The following is an 18,384-nucleotide window of genomic DNA, read 5'->3' as shown; positions in this document are numbered from 1 at the left end:
GGATCTATATGCTGTCATACGAAAATCAACAGACAAAGAGGCTTTCCCTCAAGTCTCCTTCACTCGAGGAAAAGCCTCTTTGTTTTTATACGAGCGGAGTCATACCGCGTTCGATCCAATCCTCACGGGTAGGGCCGTAAATGTCCGGCACACGCAGTCCTGCCTGACGCATAAGCACCGTCATTTGACCGCGATGATGAATTTCATGCTGGATAAGCAAGTGGAGTGTCAATCCATTCGGCCATTCCTCACCATACATAGAGGTTATACGAACCAGGTCCTCATCTTTCCACTGAGCTTGTACCGCTTCCAGCAGCGCATTTCTCTGACTGCGGTAGGCGTCGGCAATAGCTTGCGCAGAAGCCGGTGCAGGCGCATGCTCATCCTCAGCTGCTGGTGTAAACTTAAGACCCGTACGAGATGACATCTCGTGAATGGTTGTGGTCAAGTGCCAAGCAAGCTGTCCCAGGCTGCGGTGATCAGCGGTAATTTTTTGATTTAGCGAAGCGTCCGTTAATGCATCCATCACACGCTGCGTGGCAGCCGTTTCATTGCTCCAGCTTGCTGCAAATTGTTGTATAGAAGTAAACATGTTCAATACATCCTCCTTCAATAGTCACCTAATGTTGTATTCCCACTTGCTTACCTTCACTATACATCATTAACCCTGACACCCCTATGTCAAGGTTAGTTGATATTGCTCCACTATTTTTTGCGCCATCTCTCTTATCGTCTGTGCAACTGATTCGGGCTCCATAATGAATACATCTGCGCCGTAGCTGAGCAGCATCCCGTAAAGCCAGGGCTCGTCCGGCTGATTGGCGGTTACCAGAATCGTACCGTCAGGCTGCGTCTCTATTTGCCCAAATGCAAAGTAATCCTGTAACCGCGCTTTCGCACGAGGATGAAACCGCAGTACCAACCGAATGAGATTCGGCGGATTCTCCTGACGCGTCCATTGAAAATCAAGCTGCTCCAGCGTCTTGGGCCGGCGTACGAAGGTCTCATCCAAGACCGCTAACTGCTCTATCCTCGTTAAGCGAAATATCCGGTAATCCTCGCGAAGCTTGCAAAATCCGTACAAATACCATACATAACCCTTCAATACGACGCCCATGGGCTCGCACATCCGCTCGGATGAATCCCCCTGCGAGGTAGTATAGGCGAATCGAATGACTTTCGAATCGCGTGCAGCTGAACGGAGAATACCGAGCTTTTCCTTTTCCGCCTTGCCTCCATGCCATGGATTCAGATCGATCATCAGCTGCTGGCTCATATTGTTCAGCTCTCGCTGCTCGGAGCGGGCTACCAGCGCTCCCACCTTATCTAGTAAACTACTTATATCCTGATCTGCGAACGTGGAACCCACGCCTCTAAGTGCTATAATAATCGACTGCAGCTCATCCAGAGAAAGAAATTGCCGATCCAGCCGATATTGATCCATAATTTCATAGCCTCCGGCGGCACCTGCAAAAGAAACAATCGGAATACCCGCCTGATTCAGCGCCTCCAGATCCCGATAAATGGTTCTCAGGGACACCTCAAACCGTTCGGATAGCTCTTGAGCTCCGACTCGTTTACGATTCAGCAGCAGCATTGTGATGGCTAACAATCGGTCAAGCTTCAATGGCATTCCCTCCTTTGTGCTTTTTTTACTTTTTATGTTACCTTTGACGCCGTCCTAAGGCAACCGTTGCTTTTAGCGCAACTAAAAAAATGCAGCCTGATTCCCTTGGGAACCAAGCTGCATCTTCATTTTTTTCAAACTCTATTATACGGCGTTCAATTCCATTTGATCTTCTTCGTCACGGTTGAACGACTCGCGGTCGAACTCCCCTTCTGAATTAGCTACGATCAAGGAGCACACGGTTGTACCAGTCGCATTAACAGCTGTACGACCCATATCTACCACAGCATCGATAGCCAATACAAGACCCAAGCCTTCAACCGGCAAACCAAGCGCTGTCAGTACGACGGTTGTCGAGATAGCAGCCGGTCCAGGTACCCCTGCAACACCGATAGAAGAAATCATGCTTACCAATACGATCAAAATGTATTCCGAAAAACCAAGCGGAATGTTATATACACGTGCTACGAAAATGGCTACTACAGCTGGCCATACGCCACCGCAGCCGTTCATGTTCATCGTTGCGCCTAGTGGAGCTACGAAGCTTGCAATACGCGGTGATACGCGCAGTCTTTTCGTAATAACTTCCATATTTACTGGCAGTGTTACATAGCTGCTGCGTGTTGTGAAAGCTACAGCAATAGTTGGATACGCTTTGCGGAAAAACTTGATTGGATTTACTTTCGCAACGAAAGTGACCAAACCGCCGAACGTAATAATGAAGTGAGCCAACAACGCTACGTAAGTCGCTAAAATAACTTTTACAAGCGGAGCCAATGTTTCCAGACCGTACTTGGCAGCCATTGCACCGATCAGCGCATAAACGCCATACGGAGTCAAACGAATGATGTATTTAGTAACCTGATGCATCACTTGTGCAAAAGATTCGATAAACTGTTTAACAGGTTGAATAACTTCAGGCTTCTTGCTTCCTACTTGCACCATAGCGATAGCAACGAAGATCGAGAAGACAAGCACCGGTACGACTTTAGCACCAGCCATATCACCAATAGGGTTGCTTGGTACCAAATCCAAAATAACTTGAGAGAATGTTGGAATATCGCGAGGCTTGAACGTCTTAGGAATTTCCTGTGCAATACCTGAACCTGGATCAAAGATCAAGGCTACAATCAAACCGATTAATGCTGCAATCCCTGTTGTGATGAAGAACAAGGAAATCGTTTTTACACCGATTTTACGCAAATGACCCAAGCTAGAAATCGACGTGATACTGTTGATAACCAGCACGACAACCAGTGGAATAACAAGCATTTTCACCAGGTTGACGTAGATCGTTCCGATCGTGCTTACACTTACCGCACTCAGCTTATAAGTGTTGAAGAAAATTCCTGCGATAAGACCTAATCCAAGAGCGAGGAGCACTCGATTACCGAAACCTACGCGTTTTTTAGCTAAAAAGTAAAGTAAGCCAATAATGACTAAAGACACAAGCAAGCTTACCCAGTTCGTTTGAAACGCGGTAACCAAGTTGTTGTTCACACTACCCATCTCCTTCAATACCCTACTATTTTAGTAGGATTTATGCGATACAAGAATAATACTTCCATCCATTACAACTGTCAAGAATATTTTTGCAAAAAAGTATTTTGTCAAGTTTTGCCTAGCGAACCGCATTAATAGCGTGTTTTGATGGAATCCGAGCATCGATGATGTATCGTACTATCATTTTACGATAGCGATTCAAAATAAGAACTTATGCTCACCGGTCATTCAATTAAATATGTATTCGCTTTCAATAAAAGACTGGATATCCAGCCGCGCTCCCTTTTCTATAGATATGCACTGCACGGCTGCTATTTTGTAGCTTATATATTGCTTGCTGCGGATTTGCGTTCCATTAATCGTTTTATTTTGGCTTCTGTAGACGTATCTGGGGCCGGAGTATAGATACTGCAGCGTAAATCCGCGTCCCCCTGCACCTGCAAAGAGGTCAGGTGGAACAGCATTTTACCTGCTTTGGCATGGCGGAATTCGATCAATACTTCGGGGGCGGAGCTTACTCTGCTTTGCTCCCAAAGGGAATGGAAATCGGGATGCAGCGCCTTCATCTCCTCAAGAAACTGCTCGTACCACTCGTCATCGACATATTGACCGTAATAAGCCCGGAAGATCGAGAGAAAGCCGCTGACAAAATGCTCCCAGTTCACGGCTAGGCTGCGGAACTCTTTTCTCGTGAACAAAAGACGGATCATATTCCGCTGCTCCACCGGTATGTGTTCAAAGTCCAAGAAAATGTGGGAGGCCGCCTGGTTCCACCCGACGATCTGGCAGCGCCTGTCCGATATGATCGTGGGGCAATTTCGCAGCTCCTGTAATATCGTCTGCAAGGATGGACTGATCTTTGGATGATCTTCCTGCAACAAACTGGTTCCCGAGCCGGTATCCATCGCCAAAGAAAACAAATATTTACGTTCATCCACCGTCAGCTTTAATGCGGCAGCTATACAATCCAGTACAGAGACAGATACTTTAATATCTCGTCCTTGCTCCAACCACGTATACCAGGTTGCACTGACTCCCGCCAGCTGAGCAACCTCTTCTCTTCTCAAGCCGGGAGTTCTTCTTCGGCTCCCCGACACCAGTCCTACGGATTCAGGAGCGATTTTGGCACGCTGCGCTTTTAAAAAGGCAGAAAGCGCCTGAAGTCTCGTCTGATGATTCATTAGCAGTACACCCTTCCCTGTATTAACCTTATCATGGTACCTATTATACTAGTATAAACTACAACTTGTAATAGGATAAATGATATGACATCATAAGCTTCATTACAACAAATCCGAAAGGGTGAATGACGATGGAACGCGTAGTTATTACAGGAATGGGTGTTATTTCGCCGCTTGGCAACAATGTAGACCGATTCTGGAACCGTCTAGTTCAAGGCGAATCGGGCATTTCCCTTATTGATACTTTTGATTGCTCTAGACAAAAAGCCAAAATAGCCGGACTGGTCCGGGATTTTGACGCCGAGGCCCGCTTCGGGCGTAAGGAAGCCCGGCAGATGGACCGATTCTGCCAATTTGCGCTGGCAGCAGCTGAACAAGCTGTAGATGATGCCGGTCTTCAGCTTGAGCATTTGGATCATGAACGGCTCGGCGTTTACGTCGGCTCCGGTATCGGCGGTATTCAAACACTTCTCGATCAAGATGCCATACTGCGAGAACGCGGACCAGAACGGGTGAGTCCGTCATTAGTTCCGATGATGATCTCGAATATGGCTGCTGCCATGATCAGTATGAGATTCAGCGCGTTAGGCCCTACTTTATCACCAGTTACCGCATGCTCTGTCGGAAATACGGCCATCGGCGAAGCAATGCGCCTCATCCGGTATGGAGGGGCCGATGTGATTTTGGCAGGCGGCTCCGAGGCCGCAGTGACGGAGATCTCCTTGGCAAGCTTCGGCAACGCTACGGCCTTGTCCACGCGCAATGACGAGCCGGCACGTGCCAGCCGACCTTTCGACGCGGGTCGAGACGGGTTCGTCATGGCCGAAGGTGCCGGCATTCTCGTATTGGAATCCTTAAGCCACGCGATTCGCAGAAATGCCCGCATCTATGCTGAAGTCGTCGGCTATGGGGCTAGCTCCGATGCTTATCATCGGGTGGCGACCCACCCTGAAGGAATTGGTGCTTATCAGGCCATGAAGTTGGCCATCGGGGAAGCTGGAATCCATCCAGAAGACATCGATGTCATAAGCGCGCACGCGACCAGTACTGAAGCCGGAGATAAGTCGGAAACACTCGCCATCAAGAAATTGTTCGGCGATGCCGCCTACCGCATTCCCGTCACGGCGAATAAATCGATGACTGGACATATGCTTGGAGCTGCCGGTGGAGTGGAAGCCATCGCACTGGTGAAGAGCTTGCAGGAAGGGCTTATCCCTCCTACGATCAACCAAGAGCAGCAGGACGATATCTGCGACCTGGATTATGTTCCCAACACGGCCCGCCGCGCGGATCTGACTATCGGCATGTCGAATTCGTTCGGATTCGGCGGTCATAATGCGGTCGTTGTGTTAAAGAGCTACAAAGAATAACTTCTTTTACTTTAATTCAAAAAGGCGGCTGTGCAGCCGCCTTTGGTTTGACAAGAAACAACTCAAAGAAGTGACAAGGTACGAAGGTAGGATATCCCTGGAAAAGCGATAGCGTCCGCCTTTGTTATAGGGAAATCACCGCTGTAAAGCAGATAAATTGGAAATTTCCATATAACAACAGCGGTTGGAGGGGATATCTTACCGAAGCACCTATGCAATTCTATTTTTATAGGTTTCTCGTCAGATATAAGGCAACTGGACAGCCGCCTTACACCTGACGAGCCTCCAATCGCCGAGCTACAATGGACAGCGTGTAATTAACGATAAAATACATAAGAGCCGTCATAAGCAGTGTCGGAATGACGAAATTCACATTCTGCCCATTAATGATTTGGGCGTTATGCATCAATTCGGCTAGCGAAATAACAACCGCAAGAGAAGTGTCCTTTAGAAGCGAAATAAATTGGCTCACCATCGGAGGCATCATCCGTCTTAGCGCCTGGGGCAAAACAATGTAGCCAAGCGTCTGTATGTAGTTCATTCCCGAGGATCGGGCCGCTTCAATCTGCCCCTTATCTATGGAGTTAAGCCCGCCGCGTACGATTTCCGAAATCATAGCCGCTTCGAATACGGTTAGCGCAACGATCGCCGCATTTTCAATACTGAGCTTTAATCCTACCTCCGGCAGCGCAAAATACGTAAAGAAAATAATCAACAGCAAGGGCAGATTCCGTATTATTTCTACGCATACAGCAGTCAACTGCGAGACGACCGGCAGCTTTGTATAACGTATTGTGCCCAGCAAGCAGCCGATAATAAAGCTGAGTATAATGGCAAAAAAAGCAACCTTAATCGTAACTCCAAGCCCTTCAAGCAAAAATCGGATATGATCCCACGTATACGCTTCCGCAAAATTCATATGCCCTCACCTCCCGTCTCCAGCTAATGGGTTCTCGCCATTCGGCGCTCCAAGTAAGCTACTCCGAAGCTAAGCGGAATCGTAATAACCAAGTAAAATAAAGCAACGAATATGTACACACTGAACGTAACGAAGGATTTGGTCGAAATAAGATCTGCATAATACATTAAGTCCAAGCCCGCTACGACGCTCAGAACGGACGAATTTTTCACCAGATTAAGAAACTGGTTGCCTAGCGCGGGCACAACCATTTTCAAAGCTTGCGGAAGCACAATGAGCCCCATCGTTTGAGCATACGTAAGCCCTGAGGATCGAGCGGCTTCCGTTTGTCCTTTCGGCACGGCCTGAATACCGGCGCGGATCGCCTCAGCAATGAAAGAAGCTGTATAAATCGTAAGCCCGATCGTGCCCGCGGCAAAGCCGCTTAAGCTTAAGCCTAGCGCTGAAGGGCCGAGGAAGAATATGAATACGATCAACAGAATCGGAATATTACGAATAAACTCGACATATGCCGTGCCGAGCCAATTAAGAGGCTTGACCGGAGATATCCGCATGACGGCTACTATAGTCCCGAGCACAAAGCTCCCCACCAACGCGATGACGCTTGCCTGCAGCGTATTGAGGAAGCCCTCCAGGTACAAATCCCAATACTTCCACAAAATATTGAATTGGATGGCGCCCATCTCCACCCCTCCTTTCATCAACGTTAAACGAAAGGGATGAATAGCCTGCGTGACTATCCATCCCTCTGCTTCTTCAGTCGATAGTGCTACTTCGCCGGCTTTTCTCCGATCCATTTTTCATATAATTTATCGTAGTCGCCACTGGATTTCATCGCTTTGAGGAAATCGTTGACGTACGTCACAAATTCCGTATCTCCTTTGCGAATAGCTATCCCATAAGGTTCATCCGTGAATGTACCGTCCACCACCTGGTAGTTCGGATCCTGCTTGGTCATTCCGTAAAGAATAGCATTGTCCGTTGTCAACGCATCACCTTGCCCTGCTTTTAGAGCCGTGAACGCTTCCTGATAGTTCTCAAACTCGAGTACCGTCGCATCGGGAGCCTTCTCTCGAATATTTTGCGCAGAGGTTGAGCCTTTGGCTGTGAGAACCTTCATGCCTTTTTTTATGTCGGCTATCGATTTGATCGGACTGCCTTTCTTGACCAGCAGCGATTGTCCGGCCTTGAAATACACGTCAGTGAAGTCTACCTCCTGCTTGCGCTCCTCGGTAATGGTCATCGTAGCGATGATCATATCGATATCGCCATTTTTAAGCATCGGAATGCGCGTCTTTGACGTTACTTCCTTCAGCTCCACCTTACTCTCGTCGCCAAGTACTTTTTTGGCCAAGGCTTTCGCTATATCGATATCAAAACCCTCTACTACGCCTGTTCCCGGGTCCTTCAGTCCGAACAGCTTCGTATCGTACTTCACGCCTACGACGAGCTTGCCTCGCTTTTTAATATCATCCAGTGTTTTACCCGACGTCTTAGCAGGGCTTGTCGATGAGCCTCCCCCTTGATCCTTCGTACCACAGCCAGCCACCACAACCGCTAACAAGGTTAACAAAGCTAACACAGTAATCCCGAGCTTCCTTTTCCTCATTCCCATCTACCTGTCCCCTCTCTATGATCCATGTTGTAATAACCGTTTAAGAAACAATTGCGCTCTCTCTTCACGAGGCTTGGAAAAAAATGCAGCAGGCTCTGATTCCTCCACGATTTGTCCTTGATCCATAAACACAATGCGATCGGCCACCTCGCGGGCAAAGCCCATTTCGTGAGTCACGACCACCATGGTCATTCCTTCATGTGCCAAACCTTTAATGACATCAAGCACTTCCCCTATCATTTCCGGGTCCAGAGCTGATGTCGGCTCATCGAACAACATAATTTGCGGCTTCATAGCAAGTCCCCGGGCAATGGCTACCCGCTGCTGCTGCCCTCCGGACAGCTCGGATGGATAAGCCTTGGCTTTCTCAGGAATGCCTACCTTATCGAGATACAGCATGGCGGTTCGTTCCGCCTCATCCTTGCGAATCTTGAGCACCTTCATGGGTGCAAGCGTAATGTTGTCCAGCACGGACTTGTGCGGGTACAGGTTAAAGTGCTGAAACACCATCCCAATATTGCGCCTCAGCTTGTTGACGTCCATTTTCTTGTCATGCAGCTTGGCTTCGCCTACACTCAGTTCCCCATCCGTAATAACCTCCAGCCGATTGATGCAGCGAAGCAAGGTGCTCTTGCCGGAACCAGACGGACCTATAACCACGACGACTTCGCCCTGTTGAATCGATAAGTTAATGTCCTTAAGTACGTGAAATTGTCCATAGTGCTTATTGACATTGCGAAATTGAATCATAGGTCACCTCCCGTCGTACAGCAGTTTTCTTTACATCAACTTAACCTGAAGCATTGATTTTCGGGCTAACAGGTAATTACAAGTTATTACCCAAATGTGAAAAGTATGACACCTGGAAGCGTTTTATTGTATTTTATCTACGTTTTTTCCAGAAGAAAGAAGGGATTTCGAGGTTTTGGAGCGTTGAAAGCACAAAAAAACCATCCCTTGGGCTGGATGGTCAAAATTTCGAAAATCAAGAAGCAGCATGGCTCCATTCTCCAGACAAGATTCAACATATTAGCTCTTGGGAATGGGCAAATTGTATGTATGCGAATGGGAAGGAAGCTCCCTCGTATAATAACGCTCAGAAAAGGACGATACGACCTCATGGCTACTTTACTTCATATTATTGCGCATCCTAACGATGAGACACAGTCCTTCAGTATGGCAGCTGGTAATGCTTTCGTTCAAGCCTACCGTGAAGCCCATCCTAAAGACGAAGTGATCCATTTGGATCTATACAAAGCCCACATTCCTCATATTGACGCTGATGTATTCAGCGGCTGGGGCAAGCTTCGTTCCGGTAGTGAGCTAAGCACCCTGTCAGCGGAAGAGAAATCCAAGGTAAACCGGTTGAATGAGCTTGTTGACCAATTTGTTGCAGCTGACAAATATGTGTTCATAACGCCGATGTGGAACTTCTCCTATCCACCTATTATGAAGGCATACATCGACGCCATCTGTGCAGCAGGCAAGACGTTCAAATATACGGCGGAGGGCCCGGTTGGCTTGCTTCCGGATAAAAAGGCTCTGCATATTCAAGCACGTGGCGGTATTTATTCAACAGCACCTATGTCTGATATGGAAATGGGACATCGGCATTTGGCCGCTATCATGCAATTTTTCGGAATAACGGATTTTCAAGGCTTATTCATCGAGGGGCATAACCAGTACCCGGATCGTGCCGCTGCCATCAAGCAGGAAGGTATTGATAAAGCCGTCTCTTTAGCCAAATCTTTTTAATAAGCCCAGATGGAACAAGCACTGCCCGTCAACGAGGGGTTAGTGCTTTTTTGTGTTATGCTGCAAAAAAGATATAGAAAAAGAGACACCCTAAGGCATCCCTTGTTAAGCCACTTACACAGTCTATATTAGAAGCTTTCGCGAATGACTTGCTGCTCTAGCGGCAAACGATCCGTCGCACGGCCAGGAGCCGCTGCTTTACCGATTGGGACGATCATAATAGGAACATAACGATCCGGAATATTCAGCTCTTTAATGAGAGCATCACGGTCATATCCGCCCATAGGTACCGAATCGTAGCCTTTGGCTCTAGCTGCCAGCATCAGCTGCATGGCTGCCAAGGAACCGTTTCGGATCGCTTCATCTCGTGCCAAGACCGGATTATTGTTATAGGCACCGTTGATTTGTTCGAGCATCATATCACGAATTTGGGAACTTGCTTGCTCATACACAGCTGGAGCGACAAGGTTTGCTTGAAGATCCCCGAGCACTACAACAACAACGGACGCATCTACAGTTTGCTTTTGGTTATAGGTGACCGGAAGCAATTTTTCTTTATTCGCCTGCTCACTAACGACCAGGAAACGCCAATGCTGTAGATTCCATGAAGACGGTGCGCTTGCAGCCAGAGATAAAATCTCGTTCAACTCCGCTTCCGGAATTTGTACTCCGGGTTGAAATTGACGAACGGAATGGCGACCCAGCATCGTTTCTTCTGCCGTTTGTTTTTGCTCAGTATGATTCATGATGTATTCACTCCTATGATAAGGTAATAAACTAGGATGGCTTGTTTTTCTAAGACCGAATTACAACTTACCAACTTACTTTTGTTAAGCAGGCATTCTTTTGTAATGGACGGATTATTGTTAACCGACTTGCGGATGGACTTGACCCTTATAGGGTCGCCAGCCCTCACTTTATTATGCGGTTCTCCAACCGCACATCTTTTGGGCAACAAACAACCTCTTATCCAAAGAGGTTGCTGCTTAATAAACAATTATTGGACCCGGAACTTAACCACAAGCTGATGTAAATCATCTGAGATACCGGATAGCATGGTAGCTGAGGATGTAATTTCCTGAATGGACGCCAGCTGCTCCTCGGTTGTCGCGGCAACTGTCTGTGCAAGTCCTGACGTTTGCTCTGCAATATACCCCATGCTCGTTATCGTGGCAGTCACTTCTTCCGTGCTTGCGGACATTTGTTCAGCAGCTGCCGCTGCTTCCTGGACTCGTCTGGACACTTCCAAGGAAGAATTGACGATCCAGCTGAAGGTCTCTTCAGCATGAGTCATAGCCTTTAATCCGCCTTCAACCTCAGCCATACCCTCATCCATGCTCAGAACAGCTCGTCCTGTTCCTTCCCGGATTCCATCAATAACTTGATTAATTTCTTCTATGGACTCCGCCGTTTGAGTAGCAAGCTTGCGAATTTCATCGGCGACTACGGCAAAGCCACGGCCATGCTCTCCGGCTCTTGCGGCTTCTATAGCTGCATTAAGCGACAGCAGATTCGTCTGTCGGGCAATTTCACCAATGAACAAGGAAATCCGATTAATGCTGTGCGACTGCTCCTCTAGCTTTTTAATGACTTCACCCGTTTTTCCGACAGCCTTGCTGATCGAGTGAATTTTGGAGGACGCCTCCTGTATGACAACAGCTCCCTGCTCTGCTTGCTGGGTGGCTTCCATCGTAATTTCCGATATTTCGGAGGTCGACTCGGCAATCCGTTGCACGCCCACGGACATCTCATCCATAGCTCTTGCGCACTCCATTGCGCTTTGAGCCTGATTCTCCGAGCCAGAAGCCACATCTTGAATGGATTGCGTTACATGCTCCGACGCGGCAGCATTTTGCTCGGAGCTGGCCGATAGCTGTTGAGCCGAAGCCGCAACAAGATGTGAGGTTTGCTGCATTTGAAGCACAGACTCTTTTAAGGAATGGGATACGGTATTGACTGCGGTAATGAGCGTCCCCAGTTCATCCTTGGACCTGCTTCTCAGCTCTTTCCCTGTAAGATCCCCACGTGAAATACGGACCAATGCGTCCGTTGCTTCGATCATCGGCTTGGAAATGATCCGGGTTACCAAATAGCCTATGAAAGCGACTAGCGCAAAGGCCAGTACAATCAGAACCCCAAATTCGATGATGCTTCTGCGGTATAATGCTTCGCTATCCTGTTGGGCCTGTTCGGCTCCCTTTTTATTGTAATTGACTATGACAGTGATGCTGTCCTGGACATCTTGAAATGTTTTGGATACGTCTGCAGACGCTTCCTCCGTTCCTTTTCCTCCTGCTTTTTGACGATTATTAGCTTCCTTGAAAGCATCCCAGCGCGTCTTCAGCTGGTTCAGATTGGCCAAATCCTGCTGGTCGGCTACCGATGATTCGTAAGCCTCCAATCCTCGATCAATATCTGCGAACGTTTCAGTCATCTGATTATTGATTTCTACTTTCTTTGCCGCATTCGACTCCGTTACCATCTGATAATACAGAACCAGGATATGCTCCTTGGCGTAGCTTACCTGGTTGGCAATCTGCGTTCCGACCAGCCAATTTTGCGCGATTTGTCTGGTATTGTTTTGCAATATCCGCATGTTGGTTAAATCCATTGCCCCCATCACACCCATAATGAGCAGAATAACCGCATACGATATCATCAGCTTTTTTCCAATGGTCATGACCATAAATGAATCCCCCTGAGCTAAGCTTCTATATGTTAAGGAATGTACCATACAATGTTTAGAATAATTCTTTAAAACCTATGTGCTTTGTATGAGAATCTCTAATAGTTCTCTAACAATTTTCAATGGATAGGGCCGGTGCCTGTCCAACTATGGTGGCTTTACAATAAAGTGGGGTTAATGGTACCTTGAGGTTATAGTACTTTATCCGTGTAAAGGAGGCAGCAAATGACTATGAGCATTTTGAAATGGGATGGACATACCCATACGCGCTATTGCTATCATGGCAGCAGCGCACCGGAGGAAGAATATATCGACAGAGCGATTGAGCTTGGCTTCGAACGCTACACTATCAGCGAACACCCCCCGCTCCCTCAAGGCTTGATTGCCGATACCCGCCTGTTCCAAGAGCTGGCCATGCCTGAGGAGGAGCTGCCTCTGTATATCGCTTACGCTCAACAAATGAAGCAGCTGTACAACGGCAAAATCGACGTTGCGGTTGGATTAGAGATCGATTACTTGCCCGGCCAGCTTTCCTTTACGGAACAACTAGTTGACCGATGGCAGTCGGAACTGGAGGATGTTGTTTATTCCGTCCACTATTTGCCGGGGGTAGGGGGCACTCGCTGCATCGATTTCACAGCGGATGATTTTCGCAGCGGGCTGCTGGCTTACTATGGCTCAATGGAGAATGTAGTCGAGGAGTATTACAACCATGTGGAGGCAGCTATCGAATGGGCCGCGCGATTGCCTATGCGCAAGAGGCTCGGGCATATCAACCTTATCGAGAAATTCCGGCTGGCACTTCCCGAGATAGATCCGAATCAAATCGAACGCCGCCTGCAAGCGATCATTCCGAAGCTGGCCAAGGCGGGTGTTGGTATCGATGTCAATACAGCCGGTCTGCGCGTAGCCACCTGCGGCAAACCGTATGCGCCGGAATGGTTTATACAGGCATGCTTGCAGCAGGGCATACCTTGTATTTACGGCTCTGATTCCCACAAACCGGAGCATGTGGGCACCGGCTGGGAATGGTACGAGGAACAGCTTACAGCATTCAAGCCTGCATCCTCTCAATAAACATTCGTGCGGCCTCCAATGGTCGCAACGACTTGCCCAAGCACCGTCGGGATCGTCGAAATGGATGATACCGGCGGTCCTTCCGGGTTCCCGTTCGTAACCATTTTCTCCAAATAGGCAAAATCGGGGAACGTAACCTCATCCATCAAATACGCCGACACCGTGCTTCCTTCGATTCTAACCTTATTAAGCTTCTCTATAATTTCATCCCCGGTCTTAATCCCGATTCCATGACCATAATAGAGTCCCGCTCCCATCTTAATTGCATTTTCCCCCTGCCATTCTATCCACTCCGGGTTTACATCAGGATTTTTGAAATATTGAATGTCCCCCCCGAATGCCTCGGCTCCGTGGTGGAGAGTAATCAGCCGCAAATCGTGATCATAATTCCAGGAATACAAATACAAATTGTTGAACAGCTTATCGAATTTTTCGTCTCCAATGATATCCAGCACCGCTTTATATAACAAGATGATAATAGCTGTGGCGCACTCAAAAGCATACAAGCTCCCATTTTCAAAAATATCCCGAATCGCTTCGCTCGATCTGACATTTTTTCTTTGAAGAAACGCTCCGTTCTCCTTACGCTCCCAAAATATTTCGTTACACCGCGATTTCTTGAAAGAGGCAAAAGACACCTCACTGCTGTTCATTGCGACCGCAGCTTCAATAATCGCGGCTCTTACCCTTAACTCGAATAACAGTGAATTCCAAGAATCATAATTATAGGTTCGAGTGCTGCGGTCCTTTTCCCGATAAACCATTCTTTCAGCTTCGGTCAACGAAGACAAATCGGGTGGAGCACTGGATCCGTTAATGACTATCATCGCCTTCTTCACCTGCCTTTCCAGCCCACTTATGACAATGAGGACCTATGGATACCCTAATATCATCCTATGTGCAGATGCTTGGACGAATCCCTATGACTTTCCAACTCTCGGCTCAATGAAAAAAGGGATAGACAAGGAGGCATATTCAAGTGAGTTTAATCAGTGAAAGCCAAATCGAACGATTCGAGAAAGCGCTATGGAGCGCCACGCGTAAATTAAGTCCGGAATTAATCGCCAATCTAACCATACCGCTAACCCGGCAGCAATTTTACATGCTGTACTTCATTAACGACACAGGAATCTGTAAAGTAACGGATTTGGCCGACACCATGGAGGTGAAGCCGAGCGCAATTACGGTTATGATCGATCGGCTTATTAAGCACGAAGTCGCAACCCGCAGACATGATCAAAAGGATCGTAGAGTGGTATGGATCGAGCTAACCGATAAGGGACGAGCTGTGTTGGAAGAGGTAAATGTCACCCGTAAAAAAATGATCGGAAGCTACATGGCGGATTTGAATTCGGAGCAATTCGAAAAGTTTTTGCAAATATTCGAGCATATCAATGATCAAATTGCCAAAGCTCATGCCGAACACGTAGAGCTCTAACGCGCTTAACTGCAGCTGGATTAACGGAGATTTGTTGGGAGGAAAGGGGCTGCCCATCATGCAGTCCTTTTTACTTCTTCAGAAAGGATTAAATCTTATTATTTTGGTTAAAATAGGCAACGGAGCGGCAATTGAACTTACCGCTGCACCGCTATTCGTTCATTGAAAACGGGATTTCATTGCCCGAAATATATTCTGCAGCATGTTTCGGAATTTTCTTAAGTTTTAATTCTAATATCCATTCTAATTTACTGTTTTTATTCATAAATATATGGTATAATGAATTATTGGAATAAAAGGAGACAATAATTCACATATTAGAAAGGTTATCACTTAAGCGATAGGGTGCTCTTTCTAATGTGTGAATTTTTTTATTCATGCAAATATTAAGCAACAATTTATTGGAGGGTTTTAAGAAGATGGAAACAGGAACAGTGAAATGGTTTAACGCGGAAAAAGGATTTGGCTTTATCGAAGTAGAAGGCGGTAAAGATGTATTCGTACACTTTAGCGCGATCACAGGGGACGGCTACAAATCCCTTGACGAAGGACAACGCGTACAATTCAACGTTGTTCAAGGCAACCGCGGACCACAAGCTGAGAACGTTGTAAAACTGTAAGGTTTGCAACTTTGAAGGGAGAACTGCCCGGCAATGGGCAGTTCTTTTTCAGTGAAACCGTCTCATACATCTCTGTATGGCAGAGAAAACATGCCCGTCGTTTCGTGACGGCGCCGTCGTTTATCCCCGTTCAAAGACCATCCGGTCATTCGCATTAGGAACGCTTAGCGCACAAACCAAAGGAGGGGTTACATTGTATTTCTCAAAGAAAACCATGGAACCGGTTCAAGAAGAACAGACATCTGTGTGGATGTGCAGTAACGAAGGATGCTCTTGCTGGATGAGGGAGAACTTTGCCTTGGAAGAAGTCCCTTCCTGCCCTATATGTCATTCTGAGATGGTTAAGAATACCAAAATGCTCCCCACTTTATTTAATCACCATAAATCGTATTAATTTGCTTGTTAATCCGCTGTGACGTTCTTGGCGATATAACGCAAAAAGCACTAACCGCGGAGGTTAGTGCTTTTTTTGTATTTTAATAATCTAATACCCCTTCTTACTATTAGGGTCCTCCGCTGACGAAGGAATCGCGAACTCTTCGTTGTAATTAGGCAGCGCCTCTTTGGTCAAATAATCCTGATCAATATATTTGGCCAAATATTGTTTGCCGAATAGCTGGTCATACTGGAAATCACGGTATTCGTTGACGGCTGCTTGAGCTTCCTCCGGTACAGTCTGGTGCAGACCTCCGTTAGCATCAACAACCAGATTGCGCAGCAGACCAGGTGTCTGTTGAAGCAAGCTTTCATTCAAAGCTAGCGATGCCGGTTTTTCCATACCGAGTCTATCCAAAACGTAAGTTCCAAGGAAGGAGTCGCTCAATGTAGGCACCTGCTCTTTCGGCAGATCCACGTTAGACCACATCACGAAAGGAACGCTGTGCATTTTTTTGTTCTCCTCTAACGTCCACGAGCTGTTGCCTACCATTCCGCCTTGTTTATATACATCATAATCCATCCCGAGCATCGGAAGATGGTCGCCATAAAATACGATCACGGTAGGCTCATCTGATTGCTTGAAGTGATCGATCAGCATTTGCAAGCTTTGATCGGCATCATGAGCCCCTTGAGTATAGGTTTCTAATATAGATCGGGCGGAATCCGTCAAGTTACCGTCCGCTTTAATCTTGGTTTCCCCGTAGCGATTATCATCGTAAGGCCCATGATTTTGCATTGTCACGGCATAGATAAACATCGGCTTTTCGGTTTCATCAACCTGCTTAATAATATTGCGGGACACTTCATCATCCGAGATAAATAACCCCTTATACTCCGGACTTTGGAATTGATCCTTACTCATAAAGCTTTGGAATCCGAGCTGTTTGTATACATTTTCTCTGTTCCAGAACCATCCCTCATAAGAGTGAATCCCCATGCTTTTATAGCCATTAGTTTCAAAGTAGCTGGCCAAGCTAGGTACAGGTTTATTGATGTACTGCTGATAAGGAACGGAGCCGTCCGGCAAAAAGCTCATCGACTGTCCTGTCAGCACCTCATACTCGACATTGCTCGTGCCCCCGCCGAACTGCGGCGACAATAAGTACCCGGATGTAGCTTCCTGCTGAAGCTTATGAATCGTCGGCACCGGATCCTCGCTATATGTCACATTAGGAAGTAAAGTCGGGTCCCAGAACGCTTCGTTCATTATAAAAATAACGTTCGGCTGCTTGCCATTAAACGGATCTGCCGTTGCTTTGGCGGATGCCGTCTTCACCTGACTTTGGTTAGCTAAATTTTGCGCCAGAGCAGCCATAGCCGGTTCGCCATACCCCTCAGGCTTAGGGACAATCGCATTTTTAACATTCATCGTAAAAGCTAATGCCATCCCGTTATTGCTGTAATTCTCCTGCTGATTCCATACGATTTCACTAACGCCCATCTTATCCAGCCAGTGGCTAGCCCACTGCGTTCTTACGCCAAAGGAATACAGCGCAAATAGAGATAGCAGCCCGAGCACAATACGGCTTCCGTTGCGCATTTTTAACCGCGGCCAAACGAAGCAGAGTACGATCATCACTATGACGATGCCCCCTACCAGACTGAGGCGCTTGATCGCTGCCGCTCCGGTCACCAACGGTAGGATGTTCATGCTTTCCTTTTTCAAGAAGATATCCCAAGGGAAGAACGGCTCCCCAATCAGCTTTGTTTTAAAATACGTAATAAGAGCCATAATAAATAACAACAATGAGGTTATGGCTACCCCAGGCATCATAGCTCCAAATAAGCTGTAAAAAAAGACCAGAACAAAAAGATTGATCAGTGCGTTCATCAGCACCAACTTGTCATTTTGCACCATCCAAGCCCATGTTTCCTGAAAAGAACCCCGTTGCAACAGCTCTACTCCGAAAACAAGCAATACTGGTATGATCGCGAGCATAGTTAGGATTAGGCCGTATTGTAGAGTCCGGTTTTGGACAACTTTAGCTTTTTTTTGCCGGGCTTTTCGCTTAAGCTTCATCTTTCCTTCACTCCTTTATTCATTTCCTTCAAGTACCGTGTACCTAGGATATGAACATATTGTAAAGGTTCAAACTTAAAATCAGCTGAAAATGCGCTAAGTGGAACAAATTGGATCAAGCCCGATTTATAGAAC

General features: G+C 47.1%; 18 protein-coding genes. 6 read left to right on the top strand and 12 right to left on the bottom strand.

Annotation, left to right across the window (positions count from 1 at the left end):
• Positions 1 to 85 precede the first annotated feature (85 nt).
• From BP97_RS0111010 to BP97_RS0110995, 4 genes are all read right to left on the bottom strand, one after another.
• Positions 86 to 592: a DinB family protein gene (locus tag BP97_RS0111010; RefSeq protein WP_028549143.1), complete on the bottom strand. Its 507-nt coding sequence runs from the start codon at positions 590 to 592 to the stop codon at positions 86 to 88.
• An 84-nt stretch (positions 593 to 676) separates the two neighbouring features.
• Complete coding sequence (locus tag BP97_RS0111005; RefSeq protein ID WP_156043191.1) at positions 677 to 1,633, bottom strand: helix-turn-helix transcriptional regulator; 957 nt, start codon at positions 1,631 to 1,633, stop codon at positions 677 to 679.
• 138 nt (positions 1,634 to 1,771) lie between these two features.
• Positions 1,772 to 3,127, bottom strand: coding sequence for a dicarboxylate/amino acid:cation symporter (locus BP97_RS0111000; RefSeq protein WP_028549141.1), 1,356 nt, complete (start codon positions 3,125 to 3,127; stop codon positions 1,772 to 1,774).
• A gap of 326 nt (positions 3,128 to 3,453) precedes the next feature.
• Positions 3,454 to 4,311, bottom strand: coding sequence for a helix-turn-helix transcriptional regulator (locus BP97_RS0110995; RefSeq protein ID WP_028549140.1), 858 nt, complete (start codon positions 4,309 to 4,311; stop codon positions 3,454 to 3,456).
• Positions 4,312 to 4,442: 131 nt separating this feature from the next.
• On the opposite strand from BP97_RS0110995, the gene fabF reads away from it, so the two are divergent.
• Positions 4,443 to 5,681 (top strand): beta-ketoacyl-ACP synthase II, encoded by a 1,239-nt coding sequence (gene fabF / locus BP97_RS0110990; RefSeq protein WP_028549139.1) that lies wholly within the window; start codon positions 4,443 to 4,445, stop codon positions 5,679 to 5,681.
• Positions 5,682 to 5,949: 268 nt separating this feature from the next.
• Here fabF and BP97_RS0110985 read toward each other — a convergent pair whose 3' ends face one another.
• The 4 genes from BP97_RS0110985 to BP97_RS0110970 all read right to left on the bottom strand — a co-directional run bounded on the left by BP97_RS0110985 (position 5,950) and on the right by BP97_RS0110970 (position 8,965).
• On the bottom strand, positions 5,950 to 6,600 hold the full coding sequence (locus tag BP97_RS0110985; RefSeq protein WP_028549138.1) for an amino acid ABC transporter permease: 651 nt from the start codon (positions 6,598 to 6,600) through the stop codon (positions 5,950 to 5,952).
• Between the two features lie 23 nt (positions 6,601 to 6,623).
• Positions 6,624 to 7,283: an amino acid ABC transporter permease gene (locus BP97_RS0110980; protein ID WP_036745701.1), complete on the bottom strand. Its 660-nt coding sequence runs from the start codon at positions 7,281 to 7,283 to the stop codon at positions 6,624 to 6,626.
• Positions 7,284 to 7,369: 86 nt separating this feature from the next.
• A complete protein-coding gene (locus tag BP97_RS0110975) occupies positions 7,370 to 8,209 on the bottom strand; it encodes an ABC transporter substrate-binding protein (RefSeq protein WP_028549136.1) in 840 nt (279 codons plus the stop codon).
• Between the two features lie 21 nt (positions 8,210 to 8,230).
• Positions 8,231 to 8,965 carry an amino acid ABC transporter ATP-binding protein gene (locus BP97_RS0110970; protein ID WP_028549135.1) on the bottom strand — a complete coding sequence of 245 codons (735 nt, stop codon included), beginning with the start codon at positions 8,963 to 8,965 and terminating at the stop codon, positions 8,231 to 8,233.
• Between the two features lie 369 nt (positions 8,966 to 9,334).
• Here BP97_RS0110970 and BP97_RS0110965 point away from each other — a divergent pair, with 369 nt between their 5' ends.
• On the top strand, positions 9,335 to 9,970 hold the full coding sequence (locus tag BP97_RS0110965; RefSeq protein ID WP_028549134.1) for an FMN-dependent NADH-azoreductase: 636 nt from the start codon (positions 9,335 to 9,337) through the stop codon (positions 9,968 to 9,970).
• Between the two features lie 128 nt (positions 9,971 to 10,098).
• Here the strand turns inward: BP97_RS0110965 and BP97_RS0110960 are convergent, their stop codons facing one another.
• Together BP97_RS0110960 and BP97_RS35935 are read right to left on the bottom strand one after the other, a co-directional pair.
• A complete protein-coding gene (locus BP97_RS0110960) occupies positions 10,099 to 10,716 on the bottom strand; it encodes a nitroreductase family protein (protein WP_028549133.1) in 618 nt (205 codons plus the stop codon).
• A 251-nt stretch (positions 10,717 to 10,967) separates the two neighbouring features.
• Positions 10,968 to 12,656, bottom strand: a complete 1,689-nt coding sequence (locus BP97_RS35935; protein ID WP_051620505.1) for a methyl-accepting chemotaxis protein — start codon at positions 12,654 to 12,656, stop codon at positions 10,968 to 10,970.
• Between the two features lie 225 nt (positions 12,657 to 12,881).
• On the opposite strand from BP97_RS35935, the gene hisJ reads away from it, so the two are divergent.
• A complete protein-coding gene (hisJ, locus tag BP97_RS0110945) occupies positions 12,882 to 13,733 on the top strand; it encodes a histidinol-phosphatase HisJ (RefSeq protein ID WP_231506271.1) in 852 nt (283 codons plus the stop codon).
• On the opposite strand, the gene BP97_RS0110940 is transcribed toward hisJ, so the two are convergent.
• Entirely contained in the window at positions 13,727 to 14,560 is an 834-nt protein-coding gene (locus BP97_RS0110940; protein ID WP_028549130.1) for a protein-glutamine gamma-glutamyltransferase, read from the bottom strand. The two genes, hisJ and BP97_RS0110940, sit on opposite strands and share 7 nt — an antisense overlap.
• 152 nt (positions 14,561 to 14,712) lie before the next feature.
• Between BP97_RS0110940 and BP97_RS0110935 the strand changes: the two genes are divergently transcribed.
• The 3 genes from BP97_RS0110935 to BP97_RS41695 all read left to right on the top strand — a co-directional run bounded on the left by BP97_RS0110935 (position 14,713) and on the right by BP97_RS41695 (position 16,185).
• Positions 14,713 to 15,171, top strand: coding sequence for a MarR family winged helix-turn-helix transcriptional regulator (locus BP97_RS0110935; RefSeq protein ID WP_051620504.1), 459 nt, complete (start codon positions 14,713 to 14,715; stop codon positions 15,169 to 15,171).
• 419 nt (positions 15,172 to 15,590) lie between these two features.
• On the top strand, positions 15,591 to 15,791 hold the full coding sequence (locus BP97_RS0110925) for a cold-shock protein (protein WP_028549128.1): 201 nt from the start codon (positions 15,591 to 15,593) through the stop codon (positions 15,789 to 15,791).
• Positions 15,792 to 15,867: 76 nt separating this feature from the next.
• Positions 15,868 to 16,185 (top strand): cold-shock protein, encoded by a 318-nt coding sequence (locus tag BP97_RS41695; RefSeq protein ID WP_442952359.1) that lies wholly within the window; start codon positions 15,868 to 15,870, stop codon positions 16,183 to 16,185.
• A gap of 90 nt (positions 16,186 to 16,275) precedes the next feature.
• Here the strand turns inward: BP97_RS41695 and BP97_RS0110915 are convergent, their stop codons facing one another.
• Positions 16,276 to 18,249 carry an LTA synthase family protein gene (locus BP97_RS0110915; protein WP_028549126.1) on the bottom strand — a complete coding sequence of 658 codons (1,974 nt, stop codon included), beginning with the start codon at positions 18,247 to 18,249 and terminating at the stop codon, positions 16,276 to 16,278.
• Positions 18,250 to 18,384: the final 135 nt, after the last annotated feature.

It is taken from the genome of Paenibacillus sp. UNC451MF (assembly GCF_000686845.1).
GTDB lineage: Bacteria > Bacillota > Bacilli > Paenibacillales > NBRC-103111 > Paenibacillus_S.
Note: the sequence above shows the minus strand (reverse complement) of the source record. Positions and strands in the feature narration are given on the sequence as shown.

Coding starts and splice junctions, on each gene's coding strand:
- BP97_RS35935 (WP_051620505.1), bottom strand. CDS start 12,656: ATGGTCATGACCATTGGAAAAAAGCTGATGATATCGTATGCGGTTATT.
- BP97_RS0110995 (WP_028549140.1), bottom strand. CDS start 4,311: ATGAATCATCAGACGAGACTTCAGGCGCTTTCTGCCTTTTTAAAAGCG.
- BP97_RS0110925 (WP_028549128.1), top strand. CDS start 15,591: ATGGAAACAGGAACAGTGAAATGGTTTAACGCGGAAAAAGGATTTGGC.
- BP97_RS0110915 (WP_028549126.1), bottom strand. CDS start 18,249: ATGAAGCTTAAGCGAAAAGCCCGGCAAAAAAAAGCTAAAGTTGTCCAA.
- BP97_RS0110965 (WP_028549134.1), top strand. CDS start 9,335: ATGGCTACTTTACTTCATATTATTGCGCATCCTAACGATGAGACACAG.
- BP97_RS0110985 (WP_028549138.1), bottom strand. CDS start 6,600: ATGAATTTTGCGGAAGCGTATACGTGGGATCATATCCGATTTTTGCTT.
- BP97_RS41695 (WP_442952359.1), top strand. CDS start 15,868: ATGGCAGAGAAAACATGCCCGTCGTTTCGTGACGGCGCCGTCGTTTAT.
- fabF (WP_028549139.1), top strand. CDS start 4,443: ATGGAACGCGTAGTTATTACAGGAATGGGTGTTATTTCGCCGCTTGGC.
- BP97_RS0110980 (WP_036745701.1), bottom strand. CDS start 7,283: ATGGGCGCCATCCAATTCAATATTTTGTGGAAGTATTGGGATTTGTAC.
- BP97_RS0110940 (WP_028549130.1), bottom strand. CDS start 14,560: ATGATAGTCATTAACGGATCCAGTGCTCCACCCGATTTGTCTTCGTTG.
- BP97_RS0110970 (WP_028549135.1), bottom strand. CDS start 8,965: ATGATTCAATTTCGCAATGTCAATAAGCACTATGGACAATTTCACGTA.
- hisJ (WP_231506271.1), top strand. CDS start 12,882: ATGACTATGAGCATTTTGAAATGGGATGGACATACCCATACGCGCTAT.
- BP97_RS0111010 (WP_028549143.1), bottom strand. CDS start 592: ATGTTTACTTCTATACAACAATTTGCAGCAAGCTGGAGCAATGAAACG.
- BP97_RS0110960 (WP_028549133.1), bottom strand. CDS start 10,716: ATGAATCATACTGAGCAAAAACAAACGGCAGAAGAAACGATGCTGGGT.
- BP97_RS0111005 (WP_156043191.1), bottom strand. CDS start 1,633: ATGCCATTGAAGCTTGACCGATTGTTAGCCATCACAATGCTGCTGCTG.
- BP97_RS0110975 (WP_028549136.1), bottom strand. CDS start 8,209: ATGAGGAAAAGGAAGCTCGGGATTACTGTGTTAGCTTTGTTAACCTTG.